Raw genomic sequence first — 25,849 nt, forward strand, 5'->3', positions numbered from 1 at the left:
CAGGGCATGGACGTTCTCGCCTTCGCGCAGAGCCTGTTGCGCTGCCAATCCGTCACCCCGGCGGATGGCGGTACGCAAGGGCTGCTGGCGGCGCAGCTGGAGGCGCTGGGCTTTACGGTGACGCGGCTGCGCTACGGCGAGATCGAGAACCTGTTCGCCGAGCGGCCGGGGGCTGGGGCGCATTTGTGCTTCGCCGGGCATACCGATGTGGTGCCGCCCGGCGAGGGCTGGGGGCATGATCCGTTCGGCGGGGTGGTCGAGGGCGGGATGCTGTATGGCCGCGGGGCTGTGGACATGAAGGGGGCGATTGCCGCCTTCGTGGCCGCGGCGGCGCGCGCGCCGGGGCATGTCTCATTGCTCATCACCGGCGATGAGGAGGGCGTTGCCACCGATGGCACCGTGCGCGTGCTGGAATGGATGGCGGCGAACGGCAAAATCCCGGATTTTTGCGTCGTAGGCGAGCCGACGAGCCGGGCGGTGCTGGGCGATGTGGTGAAGATCGGCCGCCGGGGCAGCATGAACGCGCGCATCACCGTGACCGGGCGGCAGGGGCATGTGGCGTATCCGCATCTGGCGGATAACCCGGTCCACCGGCTGATCGCGGCGCTGGGCGCGATGACGGCGGCGCCGCTGGATTCGGGAAACGAGTGGTTCGAGCCTTCCAGCCTGCAGGTGACCTCGGTGGATGTGGGCAATGCGGCGAGCAATGTGATCCCCGCCACGGCGAGCGCGCGGCTGAACGTACGGTTCAACAACCTGCACGGCAGCGCCGGGCTGACCGAATGGCTGCGCGGGATTCTGGCTGAGTTCGCTCCGGCGAACGAGTTGCAGGTGCAGGTTTCCGGCGAGGCGTTTTTGACGCAGGCGGGGCTGCATACCGAGGCGCTGACACGCGCGATCGAGAAAGTGACGGGCGTGACCCCGGAGCGCAACACCGGCGGCGGGACATCGGATGCGCGCTTTATAGCGCGGTATTGCCCGGTGGCGGAGTTCGGCCTGGTGGGGGTGAGCATGCACCGCACGGATGAGGCTGTGGAAGTGGCGGCGCTGAGCCGGCTGGCGGATGTTTATAAAACCCTGATCGAGGATTTTTGCCGATGATTTTGCGCGGTCTGTTCATGCTCGCGCGCGGGAAAAAAACCGGCATCAACGAGTTCAGCGACTCCATGGACGCCTTCACCGCCTCGCTGGCGCCGTTGATCGCCTTTCCGCTGGTGGGGGCCGGTATTTCCGCGATGAGCGGGCAGTGGGCGTTCGCGCTGCTGGGGCTGTTTTCGCGAATTTGCGCGGTGCTGGCGCTGCCGGTGATTATTTATGAATTGGCGAAACGGACCGGCCGCGAGGCGCTGTGGCTGCGCACCGCCACGGCGCTGAACTGGTCGTTCTGGATGCTGCTGCCGGTTTTGTTCGTGGCGGCGTTCATCGCGGCGGTGATCGTGCAGTTTGGCCTCGCCATGACGCAGGCCGAGATCATGGTGCTGGGGTTGGCCGGGGCATATCTGCTCTGGTATCACTGGTTTATCATGCGGACGGGGCTGGCGCTGAGCGGCTTGCAGGCGCTGGGGCTGCTGCTGTTCAGCAGCCTGGTGATCGCGGTACTCTCCGCCGCGCCGATTTTGGTGTTTCCGCAGTTATACGCCCAGGCCATCCAGCTTTAGGCGGCTGCCGTTTTGGCTTGACGGCGGGGAGCGCGCGCGCAGAATAATCGAGAGACTTCCAGGAGGTCCGCCGCCATGAAACCTGATCTGTTTGAGCGTCTTGCCGCATGGCGGCATCATCTGCATGCGCATCCCGAACTCTCGTGCCATGAGCGCGCGACCGCCGCGTTTGTTTGCGAAAAACTGAGCGAGCTGGGCATCCCGTTTGCCGCCGGGATCGGCGGGCATGGCGTGGTGGCGACGCTGCGGCGCGGGCGGTCCAACCGTGCGGTCGGGTTGCGGGCGGATATGGACGCGCTGCCGGTCATGGAGACGCCCGGGCGGGCGCATGGCTCACGCAACCAGGGTGTGATGCACGCCTGCGGGCATGACGGGCACACAGCCTCGCTGCTCGGCGCGGCGGCGCTGCTGCTGGAGGATCCATCGTGGTCGGGCACGGTGCAGTGCATTTTTCAGCCCGCCGAGGAGGGGTTTGGCGGCGCGCAGGCGATGCTGGAGGATGGGCTGCTGGAGCGGTTTCCGGTGGAGCGGATATTTGGCTACCATAACTGGCCAGGGCTGGAGGCCGGGGTGGTGATGGTGCATGCCGGGCCGGTGATGGCCGCGGCTGCGAGTTTCAACATCACGCTGCACGGGGTGGCGGGGCATGCCGCCATGCCGCATGATTGCGCCGATCCGGTGCAGGGGCTGGCGCATCTGATCATCGCGCTCAACGCCATCGTGGCGCGCAATGTGGACCCGCAGGAGGCGGCGGTGATCTCCACCTGCATGCTCAAGGCCGGGGAGGCGAGCAACCTGATAGCGCATGAGGCCTCGCTGGGCGGGACGATCCGCGCGTTAACGCCGAAGATGATGCATTTTTTGCTGGCGCGTGTCCGCGAGGTGGCGGAGCATACCGCGCGGGCGCATCAGTTGAGCGCGCTGGTGGAGATCACCAGCGAGGTGCCGGCCACCATCAACCATGCGGCAGAGGCGGCGCTGGCCGCCAGGGCCGCCGCCGATGCGGGGCTGAGCCTGCGCGGCGATATCAAGCCCAGCATGGCGGGGGAGGATTTCGGGCGGTTTCTGGAGGTGATGCCGGGGGCTTATGCGTGGATCGGCAACGGCGCCTCGGCCGGGCTGCATAACGAGGCCTATGACTTTAACGACGAAATTCTGCCCGTGGCGGCGCGCTATTACGCCGCCGTGGCGCGGGCGGCGCTGGCCTGAATGCTGGAGTGGCAGGAACCGGCGATTGTGCTGGAGACCGCCGCCTATGGCGAGGGCGACGCGCTGGTAAGCGTGTTGACCGCGCAAGGGCTCTGGCGCGGGCTGGCCAAGGGCGGGGCGGCGCGCGGCAAGGCGGGGATGTGGCAGAAGGGCAATATGCTCTCGGCGCGCTGGGTGGCGCGCACGGCGGAGCAACTGGGAACGCTGGCGGGCGAGATGGTGCACCCCGCCGCCGCGCTGGCGATGGGGGAGCGCGACTCCCTGGCGGTGTTGAATGCCGCCTGCGCGCTGGCGGCCGGCGCTATGGCGGAGCGCGAGGCGTGCCCGGCGGTGTTCGCGGGGTTGGCGCGGGTGCTGGCGGGGATTGATATTGCGGGCGTGCCGCTGCCCGAGCTGGTGCGCTGGGAGGTTTTGCTGCTGCGCGAGCTGGGGTTCGGGCTGGATTTTTCCGCCCAGGCGGGAGGGAATGACCGGCTGGCCTATGTCTCGCCGCGCACCGGGCGGGCGGTGAGCCTGAGCCAGGCGGGGGAATGGGTGGACCGGCTGTTTCCCCTGCCGGAATTCATGCTCGGCGAGGGGGAGGCGAGCCTGGCGGATTGCCTGGCGGGGTTGCGCATCACCGGGCATTTCTTCACCCGCGATGTGTTCGGGGCGCGCCATCGCCCCCTTCCAACGGCGCGCCAGCGTCTCTATGAGCTGATCGCTGATCGGCTGGCCGAGGGAGAGTAGAATTATGCTGGATGAGGTTTCGGGCCATATCGAAGACGCGCCGCTGAGCAACGCGCTCTCGGAGCGCTATCTGGCCTATGCGCTGTCCACCATCATGTCGCGCTCGCTGCCCGATGCGCGTGACGGGCTGAAGCCGGTGCACCGGCGGCTGATCTATGCGATGCACCAGCTGAAGCTGGACCCCCGCTCAGGCTTTAAGAAATGCGCCCGCGTGGTGGGCGATGTGATGGGCAAGTTTCACCCGCATGGCGACAGCTCGATCTATGAGGCGCTGGTGCGCCTGGCGCAGGAGTTCTCCTCGCGGTTCCCCTTGATCGAGGGACAAGGGAATTTTGGCAATATCGACGGCGATAACGCGGCCGCGATGCGCTACACGGAATCGCGGCTGACCGGGATCGCGGAGTTTCTGCTGCGCGGGATTGATGAGAACGCGGTGGATTTCCGCCCCACCTATGACGGCGAGGAGAGCGAGCCGGTGGTGCTGCCCGGCGCGTTCCCCAATCTGCTGGCCAACGGCGCGGCGGGGATCGCGGTGGGGATGGCGACCTCGATCCCGCCGCATAATGCCGGGGAGGTGTGCGCGGCGGCGGTGCATCTGGTGCAAAACCCTGAGGCAAGCACGCAGGAATTGCTGAAGCATCTGCGCGGGCCGGATTTTCCCACGGGCGGGGAGCTGGTGGAGGACGAGGCGACGCTGCTGGCGGCCTATGAGAGCGGGCGCGGCTCGTTGCGCACGCGCGCGCGCTGGACCAAGGAGGCGCAGAAGAACGGCACATGGGTGATCGTGGTCACCGAAATTCCGTATCAGGTGCAGAAATCGCGGTTGATAGAGCAGGTGGCGCTGCTGTTGCAGGAGAAGAAGCTGCCGCTACTGGGGGATATTCGCGATGAGAGCGCGGAGCATATCCGCCTGGTGCTGGAGCCCAAGGCGCGCACGGTGGATGCGGAGATGCTGATGGCATCGCTGTTTCGCGCCACCGCGCTGGAGACCCGCTTCGCGCTCAACATGAATGTGCTGGATGGCGGGCGCACGCCGCGCGTGATGGGGCTGAAGGCATTGTTGCGCTGCTGGCTCGATCACCGGCACGAGGTGCTGGTGCGCCGCTCCAACCACCGGCTGGAGGCGATTGCGCGCCGGTTGGAGATTCTGGACGGGTATCTCGTGGTTTACCTCAACCTGGATGAGGTGATCCGCATTATCCGCAGCGAGGACCAGCCCCGGCCGGTTCTGATGAAGGCGTTCAGCCTGAGTGAGACGCAGGCCGAGGCGATTTTGAACATGCGGCTGCGCGCGCTGCGCCGGCTGGAGGAGCAGGAGATCCGCGGGGAGCACAAAAAGCTGAGCGCGGAGCAGAAGGGCCTGCAGGCGCTGCTGGGCGATGCGGGCAAGCGCTGGGATAAGATCGTGACCGAGATTAACGAGGTGCGGGAGACCTTTGGCGCGGGCGCCCTGGGTGCGCGGCGCACCAAGATAAGCGCCGCGGCGCCGGTGGTGGAGATTGTGGCCGAGGCGCTGGTGGAGCGCGAGGCGATTACTGTGATTTTGTCGCAAAAGGGCTGGATCCGCGCGCAGAAGGGGCATCTGGCCGATGATGCTGAGCTGAAGTTCAAGGAAGGCGACAGGCTCGATTGCCTGCTGCGCTGCGAGTCAACTGACCGGATTACGCTGCTGGCCACCAACGGGCGGGTTTATACGCTCAAAGCCTCCGAGCTGCCGCGCGGGCGGGGGGATGGGCAGGCGATCCGCCTGCTGATCGACCTGGCCAATGAGGATGGGGTGTTGCGGCTGTTCCTGCCGGATGCGAACGGGAAATACCTGGTGGCCTCATCCGCCGGGCGCGGGTTTGTGGTGCCGGGGGCTGAACTTAGCTCCGAGCGGCGGGCGGGCAAGACGATTTTGGCGTTGCGGCCGGGCGAGGAATGGGCGGCCTGCGTGCCGGCCAAGGGCGACCATGTGGCGGTGATCGGCAGCAACCGCAAGCTGCTGGTGTTTCCGCTGGTGGAAGTGCCGGAGATGCCCAAGGGGGCGGGCGTGGCGTTGCAGAAATACAAGGACGGCAGTTTGAGCGATGTGAAGGTGTTCACCCTCGCCGAGGGGCTGACCTGGCGGCTGGGCGATAAGACCCGCACGGAGCCGAAACTGACCGAGTGGCTGGGCGTGCGCGCGCAGGTGGGGCGGATGCCGCCCAACGGGTTCCCGAAATCGGGCAAATTTGGCGGCGAGGCGGGTTGAACGAAGCGGTCAGCCCCATTCTTCCAAAAATGCGGCTTCCAAAAATGTTCCGATACCAGCGGTCATTCATCATGACCGCCGGCATCAGAACGACAATGCGCGATTCGCCGGTGCAGCGGGCTGTTTTTGGGCCTGACCAAGACGGATCAGCGCGTGATAATATTTGGGGTCGATGAGATACTGGCACAGGTCGAGCAGCCGCAGCAGCGAGCTGCTGGCCGCGGCCTGTTCGGCGGGGTTGCTGATGTTGGCGGTGAGCAAGGGCGGGAACGCCGCGCGCAGGAAGGCCATGCTTGCGGCAAAATAGATGGGGGGGATGTTGGCCCGCGTGTGAGCCTCGCCGATATCCTGCTGGCGGCGCACGAAATCAGCCCCGTACTCGCCCTCGAACAGGTTCTCCAGCCATGCCGTGTGGGTTAATTTGAGGGTATCCACCCGGTTCTGAATGTAGGGGGCCATTTGCGGGTCGGCCAGAAGAACTTTGTAGAAACGCGCTGTCAGGGATGGCAGGAGCGGGCGCATCAGGCTCCGGAGTGATTTGATGACCGCCTGATCTTCGGGGCTGAAGCCGACATCCTCGCATAAAACATGCAGGGTCTGGTCCTGGGCGGCGGCTTCAGGCGCGTTGTCTCCCGCCGGAGCCTGGTTCGGCTCGGTGGCGGATTTGAGCAGGTAGGTATCGTCCAGAACCAGGGTTGGCTCCTCCGCGAATTCTGGCGCGGCGGGAAGTTCGGGGACGGGCTGCGGCGCGGAAGGTGGGGGCTCGGGGGCGGCGGCGGCGGGGAGGGGGGCGATGAGTTTCGCGGCGCGATGGGTTTCCAGAATGCCGTTGAACGTGTCTTCATGGACCAGAATGCTTGAGACCGCCGCGCTGGCTTCCTGAAACAACTGGCCCAGCTTCGCGGATTTCGCGGCAATCGCGCACATCACGGCATCGCGCCCGGCGCGGACGATCAGCACAGAGCCTTGCCGGCCGCTGATCATCACCTGCTCCAGGCTGCCGCGCGAGAGCTCCATCGCGGTCCGCTCGCCAAGCGAGAGGGTGGCGGCAATCAGGGCGCTGACGCGATCTTCATCCATTCCCGCCGCGAGGACCGAGGCGATAACGAAACCATCGGTGGATATGAGCGCGGACGCCTGAATATCGGCTGAACTACTGTTCAGGGCGGATAGCAGGGCGGTTATTTGGTCTTCACTCATGACTACCTCCAGCAGGCTTGCCGTCATACCAGCAATAACTAAAACTTCCCAGACAGACATCCCGCCAGGCGGGATTTTATGCAGCATTTCAACAATTTGATCGTCCGTTCATTAAACGATACATTGCACATAATAAGCAACAATTGCGATGGCTGCCCACCGCAAAGGGCGGGGAACACCGCCCAGGCGGCTCGCCGGGCTGTTCAAATAATCGTGTTGTTTGATTTCAGTTGTGAAATGCTTTTGCGGCGCAATCGCAACCGCGCGGCCGCGACTTAAAAACGCACGATAACCAATTGATAAAAAATAAATAAATTCGGCTTGACCCAGGGTGTTTTTGTTGCGTGGTCAGATCGATATTCCCGGCGCCGCGGCCCGCGCGTAACTGAACCGTGTTATTAACAAAATATCGTTAGGTATTCGTATTGCACTAAAATAAAAAGCTTTTAGTCTCGGGCGCGCACCCAACTTTTTGGAGGAATTCATGCGTGAAGACCAGATAAGAACCATTCTGACGGATCTGAACGGGGGTTCCGCCGATATTGAAGCCTCCGCGCTGATATCAACCGATGGCCTGATCATTTCCTCCGCCCTCGCGGCGGGGATGGATGAAGACCGGATCAGCGCCATGGTTGCCGCCATGCTCTCCTTGGGGGAACGCACCGCCGCCGAACTTTCCCGCGGCAATCTGGAACAAGTGATGATCAGCGGCACGCAGGGGCATGTGCTCATCATTCACGCAGGCAATGACGCTGTGCTTTGCACGATCGCCGGCAAGCAGATCAAACTTGGGCTGCTGTTCATCGACGCGAGCCGCGCCGCCAAGGCCGCCACCGCGATCCTGCGATAAACACTTCCCCGGAAGACATTTCGATGCAACTGCAAAGCAACGATCCAAACATTCAGACATTTTGGCATGTTTGCGGATTGGATAAAGATGATGAAAGCATCCTCTGGACCGTTCGCGGCTACATCCTGCCGCTGATCCCGGGTCTTACGGATGCGTTTTATGAAACACTCGCGACGGACCCGCAGACCGCGCCGCTGATCGAGGGGCGTGTCGAACAGCTCAAGCGCACCCATGTTGCCTGGCTGGAGAGCCTGTTCAATGGCGGCTATGGCGCGGATTTTATCCGCAGGCAGCAGCAAATCGGCGAAGTCCATGTGCGGGCCAAAATTCCGCCGACCTTCGTTGCGGCAAGCATGAGCTTTTTGCGCGGCGCCTTGCCGGATGTGCTGGCGGCGAACATCGCGGACAAGGACGACGCCAAGGCGGCGATGGGCACGCTGCTGCGGCTGTTCGATCTCTGCCAGTTCCTGATCGACCGTAGCTATGATGGCACTTTGAGCGATGGCCTGATGGGCAATCTGGGCATCAGCCCGGCCCTGCTCGCCCGCCTGCAGACCGTGGGCAAAAAAATCTGACCGGCGGGAGCGCGGGCGCCGGGCTTTAACATCCGGCACCGCGGGCATACGTTCCGAAACATTCGCAGCATCATGGCGTTACAATCCCATGTGTAACTGGTGATCGTGCAACTGATGCGCAGATGAGGAGGAGTTGTGACATGCTGTCTCGCCGGGGTTTGGCAAAGTCGTTGTTGAGCGCGGGTGCCGCCGCGTTGGTGCTGGGTTTGGGCGCGGGGCAGGCCCGCGCGCAGGTGCCGCCGCCCTATCCCCCTTATTACCGGCCGGTGCCCCCGCTCCAGCGGGAGATTATCCCCGGCGCGCCGGGGGCGGCCTATGTGTGGCGGCCGGGGCATTGGGTGTGGGATGGCGCCGGGTATCATTGGCGGCCAGGGCATTATGTGCGGCGCCGGCATGGCTGGCACCATTGGGTGGATGGACGCTGGGCGCTCCGGGCAGGCACCTGGATCTGGGTTCCCGCTCACTGGAATTGATAGGAGGCCGGGGGGCCCAGAGCGCGATCGCATTTAAAGCGATCAGGCTTTAGGTCAGGCCCTGGCAAGCAACTGAATGCGCTCCACCATCGCGGCAACGCCGTTGCCGCGGTTGGTGGAGAGGGCGCTGATCAGCCCGAGGTCGTGCAGGAATTTCGCCGGGGTGGCGAGGATTTCGGCGCGCGGCCGGCCGGAGTAGACGCGCAGCACCAGCGCCACCAGGCCGGAGACGATGGCGGCATCGGACGCGCCGGCAAAGTATAATTTCTCGCCGTTATCCTCGGCCGCCAGCCAGACCTGGCTTTGGCAGCCTTTCACGCGATGTTCCTCATCCTGCCATGCGGCCGGGTAGGGGGGGAGCTTGCGGCCCAGCTCTATGATGAACTGGTAGCGGTCCATCCAATCGTCGAACAACGCCAGATCCTCCCCGATGGCGGCGATGGCGCCGGCCGCGCTGAGGTCTTCGGGTTGGTAGAAAGCAGTCATAGCCAGCCTTTCTTGCGGAACCATGCCAGCGGCAGCATGGAGGAGAGGATCATCACCCCCCAGGCGTACACATAGCCATAGCGCCAGGTGATTTCAGGGATGTCGTGAAAATTCATGCCATAGATGCCAGCAATGAGGGTGGGCGGGATGCCGACGATGGAGACGATGGTAAGCACCTTGATGAGGCTGTTCTGCGCGACGTTGATGAGGCCCAGCGTAGCGTCCAGTAAAAATTGCACCTTGTCGGAGAGGTGAGTGCTGAACTCGTTGAGCGAGGCGATGTCTTTTTCCACCGATTGCAGGCGCTGCCTCGCCGCTTCGGGCAGCCAGGCCGCGGTGCCCAGCACATAGGGGGCGATGCGGGCGATGCCGAGCTGGCTGTCACGCAGGAAGGAGATGGTGTCATAGCCGCGCCCGAGCACGGCCAGGGTGGCTTGCAGCTCGGCCTCGGCGTTGCGGCGGCGCGCGGCGCGTTCCTGCGGTTTGGCGCTCAGGCGGTGGTGGAAAATCTGGTGCGACAGATCATCCAGCTCGCGGCGCAGGTTTTCCAGCGCGTCGGCCTGGCGGTCAACGATGGCCTCCAGCAGGCCGGTGAAGATAAAGGCCGCGTTCGAGGCGCCAGATACGCCGGTTTCCAGCGGTTGGGTGGCGAACTGGGTGAAAACCTGGCCAGGGGTGAAGCGAATGGTCACCAGCCGGTCTGGCGCCAGGACAAAGCCGCAGGCGCTCGATTGCAGGCCCTCGGGCGTGCGGGTGACGATGGGCATGGTCAGCGTGAGCACATCGCCATTGGCCGAAAGACGTGATGAATTCTCGATTTCCAGGATGTTGTCCTGCTGGGGGAGCGCCAGGCCAGTCTCGCGGGTGACGAAGGCGTAGTCCTCGGGCGCCGGGTTTTCGAGGTCAAACCACAGCGCCTGGGGCATCTGGGCGAGCGCCAGGCTGGTGAGGCGGCCGCCGGGGGCGCAGGCATAGGCTTTCAGCATGTCGCCCCCTTTTAAGGTTCGTGTTCGCGCGCAGAGATACCAAGGGGTGCGGGAATTACAATGGCGGCGGCAATTGCTGAGCCGGGATGGATCGGGTTAGGCTGATGCAAAGTATAATCGCGAGGGGAAGTCCGATGATTACCATTTACCATCTGGGTGTGTCGCAATCCGACAGAATTGTCTGGCTGATGGAGGAATTGGGGCTGCCCTATCAGTTGGAGTGGTTCGACCGGATGCCCAATATGTTCGCGCCGCCGGAGTACAAGGCGCTGCATCCGGTGGCGACGGCGCCGACCATCCGCGATGGCGGCAAGGTGTTTTGTGAGTCGCTGGCGATTGTTGAATATATCGTCAACCGCCATGCCGGCGGGCGGCTCGGGGTGGCGGTGGACGCGCCAAATTATGCCGATTATCTCTATTGGCTGAGCTTCAGCAACTCGCTGATGGCGAGCGTGATGGCGGTGATGGCCAGCGACCCGAACACCACCGATCCGATGCGGGCGATTTTCGCGAAAGCCTCGGCGGACCGGGTGGCGCTGTATTTTAATCACCTGAACCTGCGGCTGGGTGAGTCGGACTATCTGGCCGGGCCCGAGTTTAGCGCCGCCGATGTGCAGAACATGTTCGCGCTGACCACGATGCCGAAATTCGGCGGGCCATCAATCAGCCATTTGCCCAATGTGGTGGCCTATGTGGAGCGGATTTCGGCGCGCCCGGCGTATCAGCGGGCGATGGCGATCGCGGGGCCGGAGGCGGTGAGGCCGGAGGCGTAGGCGCCCGGCGGCGAAAAGCCGCGTAAGCGGCTGATCGGACTTTAATCATGTTATGAATGGCCGCGGTGGCTGGGGGACCTGGATTCGAACCAAGGCTGCCCGGGTCAGAGCCAGGAGTTCTACCGCTAAACTATCCCCCAACGGTCACAGCGAGGCCCGATTAGCACCGGTGTGCGCGGGCTGCAACATCTGGGGTCATCTCATCGTCATAAATTTAATCGCGGCATGGCGAACATGTGTGCTTTCCCGCTTGCCCATCACCCCAATAAAGCGCGACTATGCAGGGGTATGGCAAGCTCGTCTTCATTACTGAACGCTCAGACCGACGCCGCCTCCAGGCGGGGGGGGCGGCGTCCGGTGTTTGCGGGAATCGACCTGGGGACGAATAATTGCCGCATGCTGCTGGGGACGCCTGCGGGGCAGGGGTTCCATGTGCTCGACAGTTTTTCGCGAGTCGTGCGGCTGGGCGAAGGGCTTTATGAGACCGGGCGGCTCTCCGCCGTGGCGATGGACCGCGCGATTGCCAGTTTGAGCATCTGCGCTGAGCGGGCGCGCCGCTGGGCGGCGGACACGGGGACCGGGCCGCTGCGGCTGCGCGCGATTGCCACCGAGGCCTGCCGCCAGGCGGAAAACGGGGCGGAGTTCATCGCGCTGGCGCGTGAGCGCACGGGGCTGCCGCTGGAGATCATCAACACGCGCGAGGAGGCCGAGCTGGCGGTGGAGAGCTGTGCCTCGCTGATCGCCAAGGCGGAGCGGCGGGCGCTGCTGTTCGATATCGGCGGGGGCTCCACCGAGGTTGCCTGGGTGCGGGTGAACTGCAATGGCGCGGCGCCGGAGCTGATCGGCTATCTCTCGCTGCCCGTGGGTGTTGTTACCCTCTCCGAGCGCTGCTCCCAGGCCTGCTACACCGAGGAGGGGTTTGCCGCCGTGGTCGAGACCGTGGCCGCGATGCTGCGGCCCTTCGAGGCGGTCCACCGGATCGGCCAGGAAATCCGCCAGGGCGGGGTGCTGATGGTGGGGACATCAGGCACGGTGACCACGCTGGCCGGGGTGTCGCTGAAGCTGGAACGCTACCGCCGCGGGCTGGTGGACGGGTTTTTCATGAACCGCGGCGCCGTGGAAGCGGCGCTGGCCGAGGCCAAGGCCATGGGGCGGGATGGTTTGAGCCGCCACCCCTGTATTGGCGCCGACCGGGTGGACTTCGTGCTGCCGGGTTGCGCGATTTTTGCCGCCATCCACGAACTGTGGCAGATACCGGATTTAGTGGTGGCTGACAGGGGATTACGCGAGGGTATGTTAATGCGGCTGATGCGCAATGTGCGACCGGAACGGCGTGGCTACGGCCTGGCATGACCGAAAATCCATCGGTGCCGCCGCGCCGCGAGGCCGTGCGGCTGAAACATGCGCGCAAGCACAGCACCTCCTCGCAGGCCTGGCTCAACCGGCAGCTTAACGACCCTTATGTGCAGGCCGCCAAGGCGCAGGGCTATCGCTCGCGCGCGGCTTTCAAGCTCGTGGAGCTGGATGACAAGTATAAACTGATCGCCAAGGGCGCCCGCGTGGTCGATTTGGGCGCCGCGCCGGGCGGCTGGTCGCAGGTGGCGATTCAACGCGGGGCTTCGAGGGTTGTGGGGATCGATCTGTTGCCGATTATCCCGGTCGAGGGGGCGCAGTTCATCGAGGGCGATTTCATGGCCGATGGCATGGAAGAGCGGCTGACCGAGATGCTGGGCGGCCGGGCTGATCTGGTGCTCTCCGACATGGCGCCGAACACGACCGGGCATGTGGCGACCGACCATATCCGCATCATGGCGCTGGCCGATACGGCGCTGGCCTTCGCGACGCAGATTTTGGAGCCGGGCGGTTCGTTCGTTGCCAAATTGTTCCAGGGCGGGGCGGAGCGGGACATGCTGAACACGCTGAAGCTGCGGTTTAAGACGGTGCGCCATGCCAAGCCGCCGGCGAGCCGCAAGGATTCCAAGGAGATGTATGTGGTGGCGATGGGCTTCCGGCCGGAATAACGGCGCAAGCTGGCGGCGGGGCCTATTGCACCGCGGCGCCGTGCCGCTTAATGAGGGCCGCCAAGGTCTTTATTTGCAGGCGCGGCCGGCCCACCAGCCCCGCGCCTGATATTTCTGAAAGCGCGGCCATGGCATCCGATCATTTTCCTCTCCCTGATTTTTCCGCCCGCATCTCCGAGGCTCTGGCCTTCGATGACGTATTGCTGGTGCCGGCCTATTCCCGGATTTTGCCAACCAGAGTGGGCACGGCAACGCGGCTGACGCGCGGTATCGTGCTGAATATCCCGCTGGTGTCAGCGGCGATGGACACGGTGACCGAGGCGGCGATGGCGATTGCGATGGCGCAGCAGGGCGGCATCGGGGTGATCCATAAGAATTTCACCATCGAGGAGCAGGCGGCGCAGGTGCGCCGGGTGAAGAAATTCGAGAGCGGCATGGTGGTGAACCCGCTCACCATCTACCCCGACCAGACCCTGGCCGACGCCCGCGCGCTGATGGCGGCGCATAATATCTCCGGCTTCCCCGTGGTGGAGCGCGATGGCAAGCTGGTGGGGATTCTCACGCATCGCGATGTGCGTTTCGCAACCGATCCCAACGCCAAAATTTATGAGCTGATGACGCGCGAAAACCTGGCGGTGGTGAAGGCCGGGGTTTCGCCCGAGGAGGCGCGCGCGCTGCTGCACAAGCGCCGGCTCGAGAAACTGCTGGTGGTGGATGACGAGTTCCGCTGCATCGGGCTGATGACGGTGAAGGATATGGACAAGGCGCAGGCGCATCCGCTGGCCAACAAGGATGAGCTGGGCCGCCTGCGGGTAGCCGCCGCCACCGGCGTTGGTGATGATGGCGCCGAGCGCGCCGCCGCGCTGGTTGAGGCCGGGGTGGATGTTGTGGTGGTGGATACGGCCCATGGCCATTCCGATGGCGTGTTGCAGGCGGTGACGCGGATCAAGAAGGCATCCAACGCGGTGCAGATCATCGCGGGGAACGTCGCCACGCCGGATGGTGCGCGGGCGTTGATTGACGCCGGGGCGGATGGGGTGAAGATCGGCATCGGGCCGGGGAGCATCTGCACGACGCGGGTGGTGGCGGGCGTTGGTGTGCCGCAGTTCTCCGCCGTGCTGGAGACGGCTGCGGCCTGCCGGGCGCTGGGCGTGCCGGCGATTGCCGATGGCGGGATTCGCGCCTCGGGCGACATGGTGAAGGCGCTGGCCGCCGGGGCGGATGCGGTGATGGTGGGCTCGATGCTCGCGGGGACCGATGAAGCGCCCGGCGAAGTGTTTTTATATCAAGGCCGTAGCTATAAATCCTACCGCGGCATGGGAAGCCTGGGCGCGATGGCGCGCGGCTCGGCGGACCGGTATTTCCAGCAGGAGATCAAGGACCAGCTGAAGCTGGTGCCGGAGGGAATTGAGGGAAGGGTTGGCTATAAGGGGCCAATGGCGGCGGTGGTGCACCAGCTTGTCGGCGGGTTGCGCGCGGGCATGGGCTATACCGGGGCTGCCGATATCAACGCGCTGCAGACCGCGACGACCTTCCGCCGGATCACTGGGGCGGGCCTGCGCGAGAGCCATGTGCATGATGTGGCGATTACGCGAGAGGCGCCGAACTACCGGCAGGAGGGATGACCCCCGCCGGACAACTGGCCGCCGCGATTGATCTGCTGGCGGCGATCGAGGCGGATGGCCGCCCGGCGGATGCCATCGCCAATCATTTTTTCCGCACGCGGCGGTTCATTGGCGCGGGAGACCGGCGCGAGGTGAGCACGCTGGTGTGGGGCGTGCTGCGCGCGCGCCGGCATCTGGGCTGGTGGTTGCAGCATTTCGGCGCGCCGGAGACACCGCGGCTGTTGCTGGCGGTGCAGGCGATCTTCTCGGGCATGAGCGTGCATAAAATCTCGATGGCCTTTGCCGCCGGGCGCTACGGCCCGCCGCCGCTGCAGCCCGAAGAGAGCATTATTTTGGAGAAATTCGCCGGGCACACGCTGGAACACCCCAACATGCCCGAGGCGGTGAAATATGAGATCCCCGACTGGCTGCTGCCCCGGCTGAAGGCACAGTTCGGCCCGGCGCTGGAAGCGGAGATGGCGGCGCTGAACCAGCCGGCGCCGCTTGATTTGCGTGTGAACAGCCTCAAGACCACGCGCGAGGCGGCAATTGCGGCGCTGGCGCGGGAAGGTTTACAGGCGCGGCCCTCGCAATTCAGCCCCTGGGGGCTGCGGCTGGCCGGGCGGCAGTCCATCACACAGGGCAAGGCGTTTCAGGATGGGCTGGTGGAAATCCAGGACGAGGGCAGCCAGCTCATCGCGTTGCAGATGGACGCCAAGCCGGGCATGCGGGTGGTGGATTATTGCGCGGGCGCGGGGGGCAAGACTCTCGCCATCGCCATGACCATGGAGAACAAGGGGCATATCGTCGCGTGCGACACCTCGGCGCCACGGCTGGAGGGGGCAATCAAGCGGTTGCGCCGCGCGGGCGTGCATAATGCCGAACAGCATCTGCTGGGTGAGCCGGGCGATAAATGGACCAAGCGGCAGGCAGGGAAGTTTGACCGCGTGCTGGTCGACGCGCCCTGCACCGGCACCGGCACCTGGCGCCGCAACCCGGATGCGCGCACGCGCCTGAGCGAGACCGACCTCAAGGAGCTGGTGGCCAAGCAGGCGATGATCCTGGACCAGGCGCAAAAATTGACCAAACCGGGCGGAAAACTGGTATACGCGACCTGTTCTCTGCTCAGTGATGAGAACGAGGCGCAGGTGGAGGCGTTCTTGGCGCGTTACCCGATGTTCAAACCGGTGGAGATTGAAGCGCCGGAGGCGTTGCGCGGGAAATATCTGCGGCTTTCGCCGCGCGCGCATGGGACGGACGGGTTTTTCGCCGCTGTGCTGGCGCGCGATCCGTGATCGCGATCCGCCGCGCGCGCGCAGCCGATGCGCCCGGGATCGCGGCGGTGCATGTGGCAACCTGGCGTAATGCCTACGCAACCCTGTTGCCCGAAACATTCCTGGCCGGGCTCTCGGCCGAGCGGCTGACGCTGCATTATGAGCGTAGCATCCGCATGGGGCATGGCGTGTTTGTGGCGGTGCGGAGCGGGGAGCGGAGCGCGCCGCTGGTGGTGGGGTTTTCCACAGTGCGGCGCTGCCATGGCGCAAAGCTGGGAGACGGCGAGGTGGAAACGCTCTATGTCGCCGACGACTGGCAAAACATGGGGCTGGGGGGCCAGTTGTTGCGCGTCGCGGCGAAATATCTGGCTTCTCTGGGCTGCCGCTCGGTGTTTATCTGGGTGCTGCACGGCAACCCGGCGATTTTTTTCTACGAGCGGCTGGGCGGACGGCGGCTGGCCAACGGCACCACCTATGTCGCCGGTTCGGCCGTGCCACAGGTCGCCTATGCATGGGACCCGATCGAAACGCTGTTGGATGTGGACGCCTGATACGCGTTTTGGGCGCGCAATTTTATCGGTTTAATTGGCCCCCGGCGATTCCAATTAAACCGATATTGCTCTAGCAGCACATCATGCACACACAAAAGATTCTGATCCTCGATTTTGGTAGCCAGGTTACGCAGCTGATCGCCCGCAGGGTGCGCGAAAGCGGGGTGTATTGCGAGATACTCCCCTTTAACGCCGATCCCGCGCGAATCGCCGCGTTTGGCGCCAGCGGCATTATCCTCTCCGGCGGCCCGGCCAGCGTCGCTGATGAAGGCTCGCCCCGCGCGCCGGACTATGTGTTCTCCGCCGGGGTGCCTGTGCTGGGCATCTGCTACGGGCAGATGGTGATGTGCGCGCAGCTGGGCGGCGATGTGAAGGGTGCCGAGATCCGCGAGTTCGGCCGCGCCTATGTGGATGTGGTGGAGGATTGCACGCTCTTCGACGGCGCCTGGGTGAAGGGCGCGCGCGAGCAGGTGTGGATGAGCCATGGCGACCATATCTCCGCCCCGCCGCCGGGGTTCCGCACTGTCGCGGTCTCCGAGGGGGCGCCGTTCGCGATGATCGCGGATGATGCGCGGCGGTTCTATGGGCTGATGTTCCACCCCGAGGTGGTGCATACCCCGCATGGCGCGCAGCTGCTGCGCAATTTCACCCATAAGGTCTGCGGGCTGGCGGGCGATTGGACGATGGCCGGGTTCCGGCAGGCGGAAATCGCGAAAATCCGCGCGCAGGTGGGCACCGGCAAGGTGATCTGCGGGCTCTCCGGCGGGGTGGACAGCTCAGTCGCGGCGGCGTTGATCCATGAGGCGATCGGCGACCAGCTCACCTGTATTTTCGTTGACCACGGGTTGCTGCGCGGCGGCGAGGCCGAGGAAGTGGTGCGGGTGTTCGGCGAGCAGTTCAACATCAGGCTGATCCACCGCGATGCCTCTGATCTGTTCCTTGGCCAGCTCGCCGGGGTGACCGACCCGGAGCAGAAGCGCAAGATCATCGGGCGGTTGTTCATCGAGGTGTTCGATGAGGAAGCCACCAAGCTCGGCGGCGCCGACTTTTTGGCGCAGGGTACGCTGTATCCCGATGTGATCGAGTCCGTGAGCGCGCTGGGCGGGCCCTCGGTCACCATCAAATCGCACCATAACGTCGGCGGGCTGCCGGAGTTCATGAAGCTCAAGCTGGTTGAGCCGCTGCGCGAATTGTTCAAGGACGAGGTGCGCGAACTGGGCCGCGAGCTGGGGCTGCCGGAAAATATCGTGGGGCGGCATCCGTTCCCCGGGCCGGGGCTGGCGATCAGGATTTTGGGCGCGGTGAACCGCCCGAGCGTGGAGATTTTGCAGAAGGCGGATGCGATCTATCTGGAGGAGATCCGCGCCGCCGGGCTGTATGATGCGATCTGGCAGGCGTTTGCCGTGTTGCTGCCGGTGAAATCAGTCGGTGTGATGGGCGACGGGCGGACCTATGACCAGGTGTGCGCGCTGCGGGCGGTGACCAGCACGGATGGCATGACGGCGGATATCTACCCGTTCGACATGGGCTTTCTCTCGCGCGTCTCGAACCGGATTGTGAACGAGGTGCGCGGGATCAACCGTGTGACCTATGATATCACCAGCAAGCCGCCCGGCACGATCGAGTGGGAATAGGGGCGCGCCACATGGAAAACACCGCAAACGCAGCGCAGGTTGACTACTGGAACGCGCTGGCCGGGCAGACCTGGGCGCGCTTTCAGGCGCAGCTTGACCGCCAGATAGACCCGCTGGGGCGTGAGGCGATAAGGGTTTTGGCGCCGCGGGCCGGGGAGCGGATACTCGATATTGGCTGCGGCTGCGGCCAGACGACGATGGAGCTGGCGGCGCTGACCGGGGCGGCCGGCTATGTGAAGGGTGCGGATATTTCAGCGCCGATGCTCGAGATTGCGAAGGCGCGGCCGGTGCCGCCGGGTGCGGTGGCGCCGGTGTTCGAGCAGGCGGATGCACAGGTGGCCAGCTTTGGCGATGGCGCCTTCGATGCCGCGTTCAGCCGGTTTGGGGTGATGTTTTTCGCCGATCCGGTGGCGGCTTTCGCCAATATCCGCAAGGCGTTGCGCGCGGGCGGGCGGCTGGCGTTCGTGTGCTGGCGGCCGTTTGCGGAGAATGTGTGGATGCGCGCGCCACAGGAAGCGGCGGCCCCCTTTATGCCGGAAAGCCCGCCCTCGGACCCCACGGCGCCAGGCCCATTCGCCTTTGCCGACGCCGGGCGGCTGCGCGGGATTTTGGGCGATGCCGGGTTCCGGGATATTGGCATTGAGAAATTCGACTGCCTGATCGGCGGTGGTGATCTGGAGCAGAGCCTGGAGCTGTCGCTGCGCGTTGGCCCGCTGGGTGGCGCGTTGCGCGAGCATCCGGAGCTGGTGAGCAAGGTCAGCGATGCGGTGAAGGCCGCGCTGGCGGGATATATGACCCCCCAGGGCGTGCTGATGCCGGCCGCAAGCTGGATTGTACGGGCGCAGGCGTAAGCGGAGAGTTTGAGACAATGACATTGCAGGTTGCGGTTATTCCGGTCACGCCGTTTCAGCAGAATTGCACGCTCGTGTGGAATGCGGAGAGTTTGCGGGGCGCGGTGGTGGACCCTGGCGGCGATGTGCCGCAGCTGCTCGCGGCGATTAAACAGGCCGGGATTACGGTGACGGATATCTTCCTCACGCACGGGCACCTCGACCATGCCGGAGGGGCGGCGGAGCTGGCGGCGGCGCTGGGGGTGAAGATCACCGGGCCGGGGGTTGAGGATAAATTCCTGCTCGATGGCATCGCCGTGCAGGCGAAGACCTTCGGCTTTCACGCGCAAAACTGCACGCCGGACACATGGTTGCGCGAGGGCGACCGGGTGAGCATGGGCGGCGAGGAATTCGAGGTGCTGCACTGCCCGGGGCATACGCCGGGGCATATGGTGTTCATCAACCACGAAGCGAATTTCGGCATGGTGGGCGATGTGCTGTTCCGCAACTCCATCGGGCGCACTGATTTCCCGTATGGCGATACGGACGCCCTGCTGGATGCGATCGCGGCCAAGCTGCTCGTGCTGCCGGATGATTTCACCTTTATCTGCGGCCATGGCCCAAACTCGACCATCGGCGCGGAGAAGCGCAGCAATCCGTTCCTGCGGTAGGGCTTCGTTACGGCAGGTCTATGTCCATCCATGACAGATGCCCGCCCTTGCCCGCACCGGTATCAAGAAACACGGCCCGGGCGCCGGCCCGCCCGGAGCGGATATAGGGGCGGCCGTCGGCGCTGCGCTGGTCGTGGCCGCAATAGAGCGTCATGCCCGGCGGGATATCGTCCACCCAGCGCAACAGGCGCTCGGGTTTGCCGGCACCTGTGACGCGCCCGGTCGTCTGGCCATAGAGGGCGCGGGCGACCAGCGGCTCGGGGCGGCCCGGCGGGAAAGGCGGCGGGGACTGGCCCAGCATGCCGGGGTGGAAGCCGCCGTGGACAAATATGGCGGTGCGCGTGCTGATCCAGGCGGGGGCCTGGGAGATGACTTCCAGCGTGCGCTCCCGCATGGAGGCGGGCAGCTCGGCCAGGGTGCGTGCCACGCCGGGGCCGTAGACCTTGTCACCGCGCAGGGCGCGGGCGAGTTTGAAATCATGGTTGCCGAGCAGGAACAGCCCGCGGCCTTCATCGAGCAGGCGGAACATGACGGCAAGAGCGCCAGGAGTGTCTGGTCCGTCGTCCACCAGATCACCCAGTTGCACGATAAAGCGGTCTGTCTCGGCGGCGATGGCGAAGGCTCTGGCGTCGCCATGCACATCGCCCACCACGCGCAGGCGCGGCGGCAATGGCTTCATTTTCCCCTCAGTGCTGCATAAGCGCCCAATGCCCGCGCCCTTCCTTCCGCCAGTGACACTATGGGATATGGATAGCTTGACCCCAGTTTAACACCGGCACCGAGGAGAATTTGCGGCGGAGCCTCCCAGGGGGACTGGATGTCACGGTCCGGCAGGCGGGCCAGCTCGGGCACATAGCGGCGAACGTAAGCGCCGGTGGGGTCAAACTTCTGGCCCTGCAGAACAGGGTTGAAAATGCGGAAATAGGGCGCGGCATCGGCGCCGCAGCCCGCCACCCATTGCCAGGAGGCGGCGTTGGCGGCTTCATCGGCCTCGCAGAGCGTGTCCCAGAACCAGGCCTCGCCAAGCTGCCAGGGCAGCAGCAGGTGCTTCACCAGATAGGAGGCGCAGATCATGCGCACGCGGTTGTGCATCCAGCCGGTCTGCCACAGCTCGCGCATGCCGGCATCAACGATGGGGATGCCGGTTTGCCCGCGCTGCCAGGCGCGCAGGGCAGGGGCGTTTTCAGCCCAGGGGAAGCCCGCGAACTCGGCGCGGATGGGCCGGGTGCGTAAATCGCGGTGCTGCCAGAGCAGGTTGATGGAGAATTCGCGCCAGAGCAGCTCCTTCAGGAAGGTTTTAACGCCCGGCGCATCGCCCAGGGCCGCCGCGCGGTGCCAGACGAAGCGCGGCGAGATTTCGCCGAAATGCACATGTGGGGAGAGGCGCGAGGTGCCGGGCAGGGCGGGAATGTCGCGCGCCGTGGCGTATTCGCGCACGGGCTTGGCCAGAAATTCATCCAGCCGGGCATGGGCGCCGGCCTCGCCGGGGGTCCAGCTCGCGCGCAGGCCCGCGGCCCAGTCGGGTTTTTTGGGGAGCAGGGACCAGCCAGCCAGGGTATCGCCGGAGATGCCGGGCAGGCCCGGGATATGCGCCGGGGTGGGGCAGAGCGTCTCCGGCACTCCGGCGCTGAAGCAGGCATTGGCAAAGGGGGTGTAGACGCCGTAAGCGCCGCCGGTTTTGGTTTGTATCCGCTCCGGCGCGAACAGGCTGGTGGAGAGGTGGCGGTGGAAGCCGATGTTATGCGGGCGCAGGGCGGCGTCCACGGCGCGGTCGGAATCGCGCAGGGCGGGCTCGAAACTGCGGGCGGCATGCACGGCGGTGGCGCCGGTTTGCGCGGCCAGTTCGGGGATGATGCGGGCCGGGTCACCCCGGCGCAGCACCAGCGCGGCGCCGCGCTGGGCGAAATCGGCCTGCAGGCGGGTGAGCGAATGGTGCAGCCACCAGCGGCTGGCGGCGCCCATCTGTTCATCGAGGATATAGACCGGCAAAACCGGGCCGCCCCCGGCGAGGGCGGCGGCGAGCGCCGGGTTGTCGTGCAGCCGCAGGTCGTTGCGCAACCACAGCAGCGCAGGCTTCATGCCACCTCGGCCATGCGGCCAAGCTGCTCCAGCGCGAAGGAGAAGAGCTGGTCCTGCCCGAGGAGGAACACGCGCAGGCCGCGCGGGAAGAAGCGGGAGATTGTGTGGTCGCGCACATCCAGCCCGCCGCCATGCGTGCCGAAGGCGGGCAGCATGAGCCGGTTGGCGCCGGTGACGAAACACGGGCGGCTGACGCGCTTGGCGCGGGCATCGATGCTGGCCTTCGGCTGGAAATAGCCGGAGATCTCGAACTCGCGCGGCCCAAGCTGCGGCCCGGCGGCGTGGCGGAAGGTGAACGCGCCCTCGCGGTAGAGAGAGACGCAGACGCCCGGCAGACCCGCGGTGGCTTCTGGTTTGTCCGACACCCAGATAAAGCTCGCCTCGCGGGCCATCACCTCGATTCGCGCGCGCTCATCCTTGGCCAGCAGGCTGGTGGCGTCACGGTCCGGCAAATTGCCGCCCAGAATGATAACCTTTGCCGGGCGGTAGAGGCGGACAAGGCGGTTGAGACGCTCCAGCGTGGCCTTGTTGTCATGCGGCGCGGGGGGGCGCGGCGCACCGGGGATGGGCCTCTCGAATTGCAGGTCGGCGGCGATGAGAATACGCCGCGCCGGCCAGAAGGCAGCGCCGGCTGGGTCGAGCATAAAGCGTTCATCGCGCAGGTGAATGGGGGCAGCGGTCATGCGCTGCAACAAGCATATTATGCGTTTTTCGGCTATGGATAAATTGCTGATTAAGTTGATTTCAGCGCAGGCATGCGCCCGGGGAAAGCGCCGCTATCTAAATAGCGCGCCCCCACCAGGCGGATTTTCATGAGACCCCAACGCAACCACCTTGGTGGCTCAGAGAGCCAGAGCCAGGGCGGTGATGCTGGCGGTGAGCAGCACGATCCAGGTGAGCATCGCGCCGCCAGCGCGCAGCAGGTTGGGGGCGGGGCGGGGCAGGCCGAAGGCGTGCGACAAGCGGGCGGCAACAAGCGCCACCGCCAGGCCCACGACCAGAGCATGCGGCGCACCGGCATATTCGATGCCGCCGAGCAGAATGAGGATCAGCGGCACATATTCGGCGAAATTGGCGTGCATGCGGATCGCGGCGCGCAAGCCCTCGGTGCCGGGCCTCGCGTCGCCATCGCCAATCACCACCTTGGTGGCCATGCGCTGGCGCACCACGTGGATGGAGATCCCCAGAAAGATGAGCCCCAGAACACCGGCGGTGAGCAGCGTGATATGAAAATTCTGCATGCGATGGTTCCTCTCCGGTGCGCGGGGCTGGGTTTATTTCCAGCTTTTTGAAAATTTTCCCAGGCGGTCCGGCTCAGGCTTTTGCCTTGGCGGGAGCTTTGGGTTTGGCGGCGGGCTTGGCCTTGGCTGGTGCCTTAGCGGGGTGTTTTGGCTTCGCCTTCGCCTTTGGCGGGGCTTTCGCCTTGGCCTCTTTCACGGCCGGAGCCGCCTTGGCTTTCGCCTTGGCCGCGGGCTTTTTCGCCGCCCCCTTTTTGCCCTTGGGCACGATGACCTTGCCCTTTTCGGCCAGCAGCGCCACCGCCTGCTCCAGGGTGAAGTCGCCCAGTTCCACGCCGCGCGGCAGGTTGGCAACCACATTGCCCCATTGCGCATAGGGGCCGAAGCGGCCCTTGCGGGCAACCACGGGGGCGCCATCCTTCGGGTGGTCGCCCAGGCTGCGGATGGAATCCTGTTTTTTGCCGATCAGGTCCATCGCGCGGTTGAGGCCGATGTGGAGCACGTCGTCGTCACGGTCGAGCGAGGCAAAAATGGCGCCCATTTTCACATAAGGGCCAAAGCGGCCGACCCCGGCCTCGATCTTCTGGCCCGACTCGGGATGCAGGCCGATCAGGCGCGGGAGCGAGAGCAGGCCCAGCGCGTCTTCCAGGGTCAGCGCCTCGGGGTCCATGCCCTTGGTCAGCGATGAGCGTTTGGGCTTGGCCTTCTTATCCGCCGGGTCAGGCTCGCCCTGTTGCACATACAACCCATAAGGGCCTCGTTTTAAAGTAATATCTTCGCCGGTTTCGGGGTGTTTGCCGAGCAGGCGCATACCATCCTTCAGGCTCTCATCCGGGTTGTCTCCACCGTCGATGGCGAGTTTGCGGGTGTATTGGCAGGTGGGATAGTTGGAGCAGCCGATGAAGCTGCCAAAGCGCCCGAGCTTGAGCCCGATGCGCCCGGCGCCGCAGGCGGGGCAGGAGCGCGGGTCGGTGCCGTCCTCGCGGGGGGGGAAGAAATGCGGGCCGAGGTCGGCGTCCAGCGCGTCGATGACGTCGGAGATTTTGAGGTCTTTGGTTTGCGCCACGGCGGCGGAAAAATCGTCCCAGAAGGCGCGCAGCACGTCGCGCCAGCGCATCTTGCCCTCGGCGATCTCGTCGAGCTGTTCCTCCAGCGCGGCGGTGAAGCCGGTGTCCACATAACGCGAGAAGAAGCTGGTGAGGAAGGCGGTGACGAGGCGGCCGCGGTCCTCGGGGATGAAGCGGCGGGCTTCCAGGCGTACGTAATTGCGGTCACGCAGAACGGTGAGGATGGAGGCGTAGGTGGAGGGGCGGCCGATGCCCAGCTCCTCCATCTTTTTCACCAGCGAGGCCTCGGAATAACGCGGCGGCGGCTGGGTGAAGTGCTGGGAGGCATCCACCTTGGCGGTTTTAAGCGGGTCGCCCTTGGCGATGGGCGGCAGCAGGCGGGAGTCCTCGTCATCCGAGGACGCGTCGTCCTGGTCCTCGTGGTAGAGCTTCAAAAATCCGTCAAAGGCCAGCACGGAGCCGGTGGCGCGCAGGGTTTGGCCCTTTCCGTCGGTCATATCCACGGCGGTTTGGTCCAGCTCGGCGGCGGACATCTGGCAGGCCATGGCGCGTTTGTAGATCAGCTCGTAGAGCCGGGCCTGCTCGCTGCTCAGCATGCGGCCGACGCGCTCGGGCTTCAGGCCGATATCGGTGGGGCGGATGGCCTCATGGGCCTCCTGCGCGTTTTTCGCCTTGGAGATGTATTCGCGCGGGGCCACGGGGATATAGTCCGGGCCGAAATCGGATTTGATCTGCGCGCGGATTGCGGTAACGGCCTCCTTGGCGAGCTGCACGCCGTCAGTTCGCATGTAGGTGATGAGGCCCACGGTCTCACCGCCGATGTCGATGCCTTCATAGAGCTGCTGCGCGAGGCGCATGGTCTGCTGCGAGGAGAAGCCGAGCTTGCGGCTGGCCTCCTGCTGCAAGGTGGAGGTGATGAAGGGCGGCGGCGGGTTGCGCTTGGTGCGTTTTTTATCAACCTGGGCGACGGTGAAGCTGCCGGATTTAACCGCTTCCTTGGCGGCCAGCGCCTTGGCTTCGCCGCCCAGATCAAACTGCTCGAGCTTCTTGCCCTGGTAATGCGTGAGGCGGGCAGGGAAGGGCGCGCCGGCCGGTGTGACCATGCCGGCCTCGATGGTCCAGTATTCGCGGGATTTGAAAACCTCGATCTCGGCCTCGCGCTCACAGATGAGGCGCAGCGAAACCGATTGCACCCGCCCGGCGGATTTGCTGCCCGGCAGCTTGCGCCAGAGCACAGGCGAGAGGGTGAAGCCGACCAGATAATCCAGCGCCCGCCTGGCCATGTAGGCCTCGATGAGCGGCTGATCCAGCTCGCGCGGGTGGGCCATCGCGGTTTTGACCGCGGATTTGGTGATCTCGTTGAAGGTGACGCGCAGCACGTTGACGCCCTTGAGCGCGTTCTTGTCCTCCAGCATCGCGCGCACATGCCAGGAGATGGCCTCGCCCTCACGATCAGGGTCAGTCGCCAGATAGAGGGTTTTGGCGCCCTTCAGCGCACGGGCGATCTCGCCCATGTGCTTGTTGCCGCGCTCGTCGGCCTCCCACGACATGGCGAAATCTTCGTCAGGGCGGACCGAGCCGTCTTTGGGCGGCAGGTCGCGCACATGGCCGAAGGAGGCCAGGACCTTATACGAATCGCCGAGATATTTGTTGATTGTCTTGGCTTTTGACGGGGATTCGACGACGACGATATCAGTCAAGAACCGTT

General features: G+C 65.0%; 25 protein-coding genes and 1 tRNA gene. 17 read left to right on the forward strand and 9 right to left on the reverse strand.

Features of this window, described 5'->3' with window-relative positions; all coding sequences use genetic code 11:
• Positions 1 to 6 precede the first annotated feature (6 nt).
• The 5 genes from dapE to parC all read left to right on the forward strand — a co-directional run bounded on the left by dapE (position 7) and on the right by parC (position 5,829).
• The gene (gene dapE, locus QQJ84_RS04520) at positions 7 to 1,101 is read left to right on the forward strand and encodes a succinyl-diaminopimelate desuccinylase (protein WP_284256894.1); all 1,095 of its coding nucleotides are present in this window, start codon (positions 7 to 9) and stop codon (positions 1,099 to 1,101) included.
• On the forward strand, positions 1,098 to 1,658 hold the full coding sequence (locus QQJ84_RS04525) for a hypothetical protein (protein WP_284256895.1): 561 nt from the start codon (positions 1,098 to 1,100) through the stop codon (positions 1,656 to 1,658). The genes dapE and QQJ84_RS04525 overlap by 4 nt, the downstream gene beginning before the upstream one ends.
• Positions 1,659 to 1,733: 75 nt before the next feature.
• The gene (locus QQJ84_RS04530; protein ID WP_284256896.1) at positions 1,734 to 2,867 is read left to right on the forward strand and encodes an amidohydrolase; all 1,134 of its coding nucleotides are present in this window, start codon (positions 1,734 to 1,736) and stop codon (positions 2,865 to 2,867) included.
• Entirely contained in the window at positions 2,868 to 3,596 is a 729-nt protein-coding gene (gene recO / locus QQJ84_RS04535) for a DNA repair protein RecO (RefSeq protein WP_348522664.1), read from the forward strand.
• 4 nt (positions 3,597 to 3,600) lie between these two features.
• Positions 3,601 to 5,829 carry a DNA topoisomerase IV subunit A gene (parC, locus tag QQJ84_RS04540; protein ID WP_284256898.1) on the forward strand — a complete coding sequence of 743 codons (2,229 nt, stop codon included), beginning with the start codon at positions 3,601 to 3,603 and terminating at the stop codon, positions 5,827 to 5,829.
• An 84-nt stretch (positions 5,830 to 5,913) separates the two neighbouring features.
• On the opposite strand, the gene QQJ84_RS04545 is transcribed toward parC, so the two are convergent.
• Positions 5,914 to 7,029, reverse strand: a complete 1,116-nt coding sequence (locus tag QQJ84_RS04545; RefSeq protein WP_284256900.1) for a protoglobin domain-containing protein — start codon at positions 7,027 to 7,029, stop codon at positions 5,914 to 5,916.
• A gap of 484 nt (positions 7,030 to 7,513) precedes the next feature.
• On the opposite strand from QQJ84_RS04545, the gene QQJ84_RS04550 reads away from it, so the two are divergent.
• From QQJ84_RS04550 to QQJ84_RS04560, 3 genes are all read left to right on the forward strand, one after another.
• The gene (locus QQJ84_RS04550; protein WP_284256901.1) at positions 7,514 to 7,879 is read left to right on the forward strand and encodes a roadblock/LC7 domain-containing protein; all 366 of its coding nucleotides are present in this window, start codon (positions 7,514 to 7,516) and stop codon (positions 7,877 to 7,879) included.
• 77 nt (positions 7,880 to 7,956) lie between these two features.
• Entirely contained in the window at positions 7,957 to 8,454 is a 498-nt protein-coding gene (locus tag QQJ84_RS04555; protein WP_284256903.1) for a protoglobin domain-containing protein, read from the forward strand.
• A gap of 140 nt (positions 8,455 to 8,594) precedes the next feature.
• Complete coding sequence (locus QQJ84_RS04560; protein WP_284256905.1) at positions 8,595 to 8,927, forward strand: YXWGXW repeat-containing protein; 333 nt, start codon at positions 8,595 to 8,597, stop codon at positions 8,925 to 8,927.
• Between the two features lie 54 nt (positions 8,928 to 8,981).
• Here the strand turns inward: QQJ84_RS04560 and QQJ84_RS04565 are convergent, their stop codons facing one another.
• Both QQJ84_RS04565 and QQJ84_RS04570 read right to left on the reverse strand, forming a co-directional pair.
• Complete coding sequence (locus QQJ84_RS04565; RefSeq protein ID WP_284256906.1) at positions 8,982 to 9,413, reverse strand: SufE family protein; 432 nt, start codon at positions 9,411 to 9,413, stop codon at positions 8,982 to 8,984.
• Entirely contained in the window at positions 9,410 to 10,399 is a 990-nt protein-coding gene (locus QQJ84_RS04570) for a magnesium transporter CorA family protein (protein ID WP_284256907.1), read from the reverse strand. The genes QQJ84_RS04565 and QQJ84_RS04570 overlap by 4 nt, the downstream gene beginning before the upstream one ends.
• Before the next feature lie 134 nt (positions 10,400 to 10,533).
• On the opposite strand from QQJ84_RS04570, the gene QQJ84_RS04575 reads away from it, so the two are divergent.
• Entirely contained in the window at positions 10,534 to 11,172 is a 639-nt protein-coding gene (locus QQJ84_RS04575; RefSeq protein WP_284256908.1) for a glutathione S-transferase family protein, read from the forward strand.
• Positions 11,173 to 11,238: 66 nt separating this feature from the next.
• On the opposite strand, the gene QQJ84_RS04580 is transcribed toward QQJ84_RS04575, so the two are convergent.
• Positions 11,239 to 11,312 (reverse strand) — tRNA-Gln (locus QQJ84_RS04580).
• 148 nt (positions 11,313 to 11,460) lie between these two features.
• On the opposite strand from QQJ84_RS04580, the gene QQJ84_RS04585 reads away from it, so the two are divergent.
• The 8 genes from QQJ84_RS04585 to QQJ84_RS04620 all read left to right on the forward strand — a co-directional run bounded on the left by QQJ84_RS04585 (position 11,461) and on the right by QQJ84_RS04620 (position 19,757).
• Positions 11,461 to 12,525, forward strand: a complete 1,065-nt coding sequence (locus QQJ84_RS04585) for a Ppx/GppA phosphatase family protein (protein ID WP_284256909.1) — start codon at positions 11,461 to 11,463, stop codon at positions 12,523 to 12,525.
• Complete coding sequence (locus tag QQJ84_RS04590; protein ID WP_284256910.1) at positions 12,522 to 13,193, forward strand: RlmE family RNA methyltransferase; 672 nt, start codon at positions 12,522 to 12,524, stop codon at positions 13,191 to 13,193. Before QQJ84_RS04585 ends, QQJ84_RS04590 begins: the two co-directional genes overlap by 4 nt.
• Positions 13,194 to 13,321: 128 nt before the next feature.
• The gene (gene guaB, locus QQJ84_RS04595; RefSeq protein WP_284256911.1) at positions 13,322 to 14,818 is read left to right on the forward strand and encodes an IMP dehydrogenase; all 1,497 of its coding nucleotides are present in this window, start codon (positions 13,322 to 13,324) and stop codon (positions 14,816 to 14,818) included.
• The gene (locus QQJ84_RS04600) at positions 14,815 to 16,092 is read left to right on the forward strand and encodes an RsmB/NOP family class I SAM-dependent RNA methyltransferase (RefSeq protein WP_284256912.1); all 1,278 of its coding nucleotides are present in this window, start codon (positions 14,815 to 14,817) and stop codon (positions 16,090 to 16,092) included. The genes guaB and QQJ84_RS04600 overlap by 4 nt, the downstream gene beginning before the upstream one ends.
• The gene (locus tag QQJ84_RS04605; RefSeq protein ID WP_284256913.1) at positions 16,089 to 16,622 is read left to right on the forward strand and encodes a GNAT family N-acetyltransferase; all 534 of its coding nucleotides are present in this window, start codon (positions 16,089 to 16,091) and stop codon (positions 16,620 to 16,622) included. The genes QQJ84_RS04600 and QQJ84_RS04605 overlap by 4 nt, the downstream gene beginning before the upstream one ends.
• 83 nt (positions 16,623 to 16,705) lie before the next feature.
• Complete coding sequence (guaA, locus tag QQJ84_RS04610; protein ID WP_284256915.1) at positions 16,706 to 18,256, forward strand: glutamine-hydrolyzing GMP synthase; 1,551 nt, start codon at positions 16,706 to 16,708, stop codon at positions 18,254 to 18,256.
• An 11-nt stretch (positions 18,257 to 18,267) separates the two neighbouring features.
• Positions 18,268 to 19,107, forward strand: a complete 840-nt coding sequence (locus tag QQJ84_RS04615; RefSeq protein ID WP_284256917.1) for a class I SAM-dependent methyltransferase — start codon at positions 18,268 to 18,270, stop codon at positions 19,105 to 19,107.
• A gap of 17 nt (positions 19,108 to 19,124) precedes the next feature.
• Entirely contained in the window at positions 19,125 to 19,757 is a 633-nt protein-coding gene (locus QQJ84_RS04620; RefSeq protein WP_284256919.1) for an MBL fold metallo-hydrolase, read from the forward strand.
• Between the two features lie 7 nt (positions 19,758 to 19,764).
• Here the strand turns inward: QQJ84_RS04620 and QQJ84_RS04625 are convergent, their stop codons facing one another.
• From QQJ84_RS04625 to topA, 5 genes are all read right to left on the reverse strand, one after another.
• A complete protein-coding gene (locus QQJ84_RS04625; protein ID WP_284256920.1) occupies positions 19,765 to 20,436 on the reverse strand; it encodes a metallophosphoesterase in 672 nt (223 codons plus the stop codon).
• Entirely contained in the window at positions 20,433 to 21,836 is a 1,404-nt protein-coding gene (locus QQJ84_RS04630; protein WP_284256921.1) for a cryptochrome/photolyase family protein, read from the reverse strand. The genes QQJ84_RS04625 and QQJ84_RS04630 overlap by 4 nt, the downstream gene beginning before the upstream one ends.
• Complete coding sequence (locus tag QQJ84_RS04635) at positions 21,833 to 22,519, reverse strand: metallophosphoesterase family protein (RefSeq protein WP_284256922.1); 687 nt, start codon at positions 22,517 to 22,519, stop codon at positions 21,833 to 21,835. Before QQJ84_RS04635 ends, QQJ84_RS04630 begins: the two co-directional genes overlap by 4 nt.
• A 159-nt stretch (positions 22,520 to 22,678) precedes the next feature.
• Positions 22,679 to 23,077 (reverse strand): MAPEG family protein, encoded by a 399-nt coding sequence (locus QQJ84_RS04640; RefSeq protein ID WP_284256923.1) that lies wholly within the window; start codon positions 23,075 to 23,077, stop codon positions 22,679 to 22,681.
• A gap of 73 nt (positions 23,078 to 23,150) precedes the next feature.
• Positions 23,151 to 25,841, reverse strand: coding sequence for a type I DNA topoisomerase (topA, locus tag QQJ84_RS04645; protein WP_284256924.1), 2,691 nt, complete (start codon positions 25,839 to 25,841; stop codon positions 23,151 to 23,153).
• Positions 25,842 to 25,849 lie beyond the last annotated feature (8 nt).

Source organism: Acidocella aquatica, from assembly GCF_030160635.1.
In the GTDB taxonomy this organism is placed as follows: domain Bacteria; phylum Pseudomonadota; class Alphaproteobacteria; order Acetobacterales; family Acetobacteraceae; genus Acidocella; species Acidocella aquatica.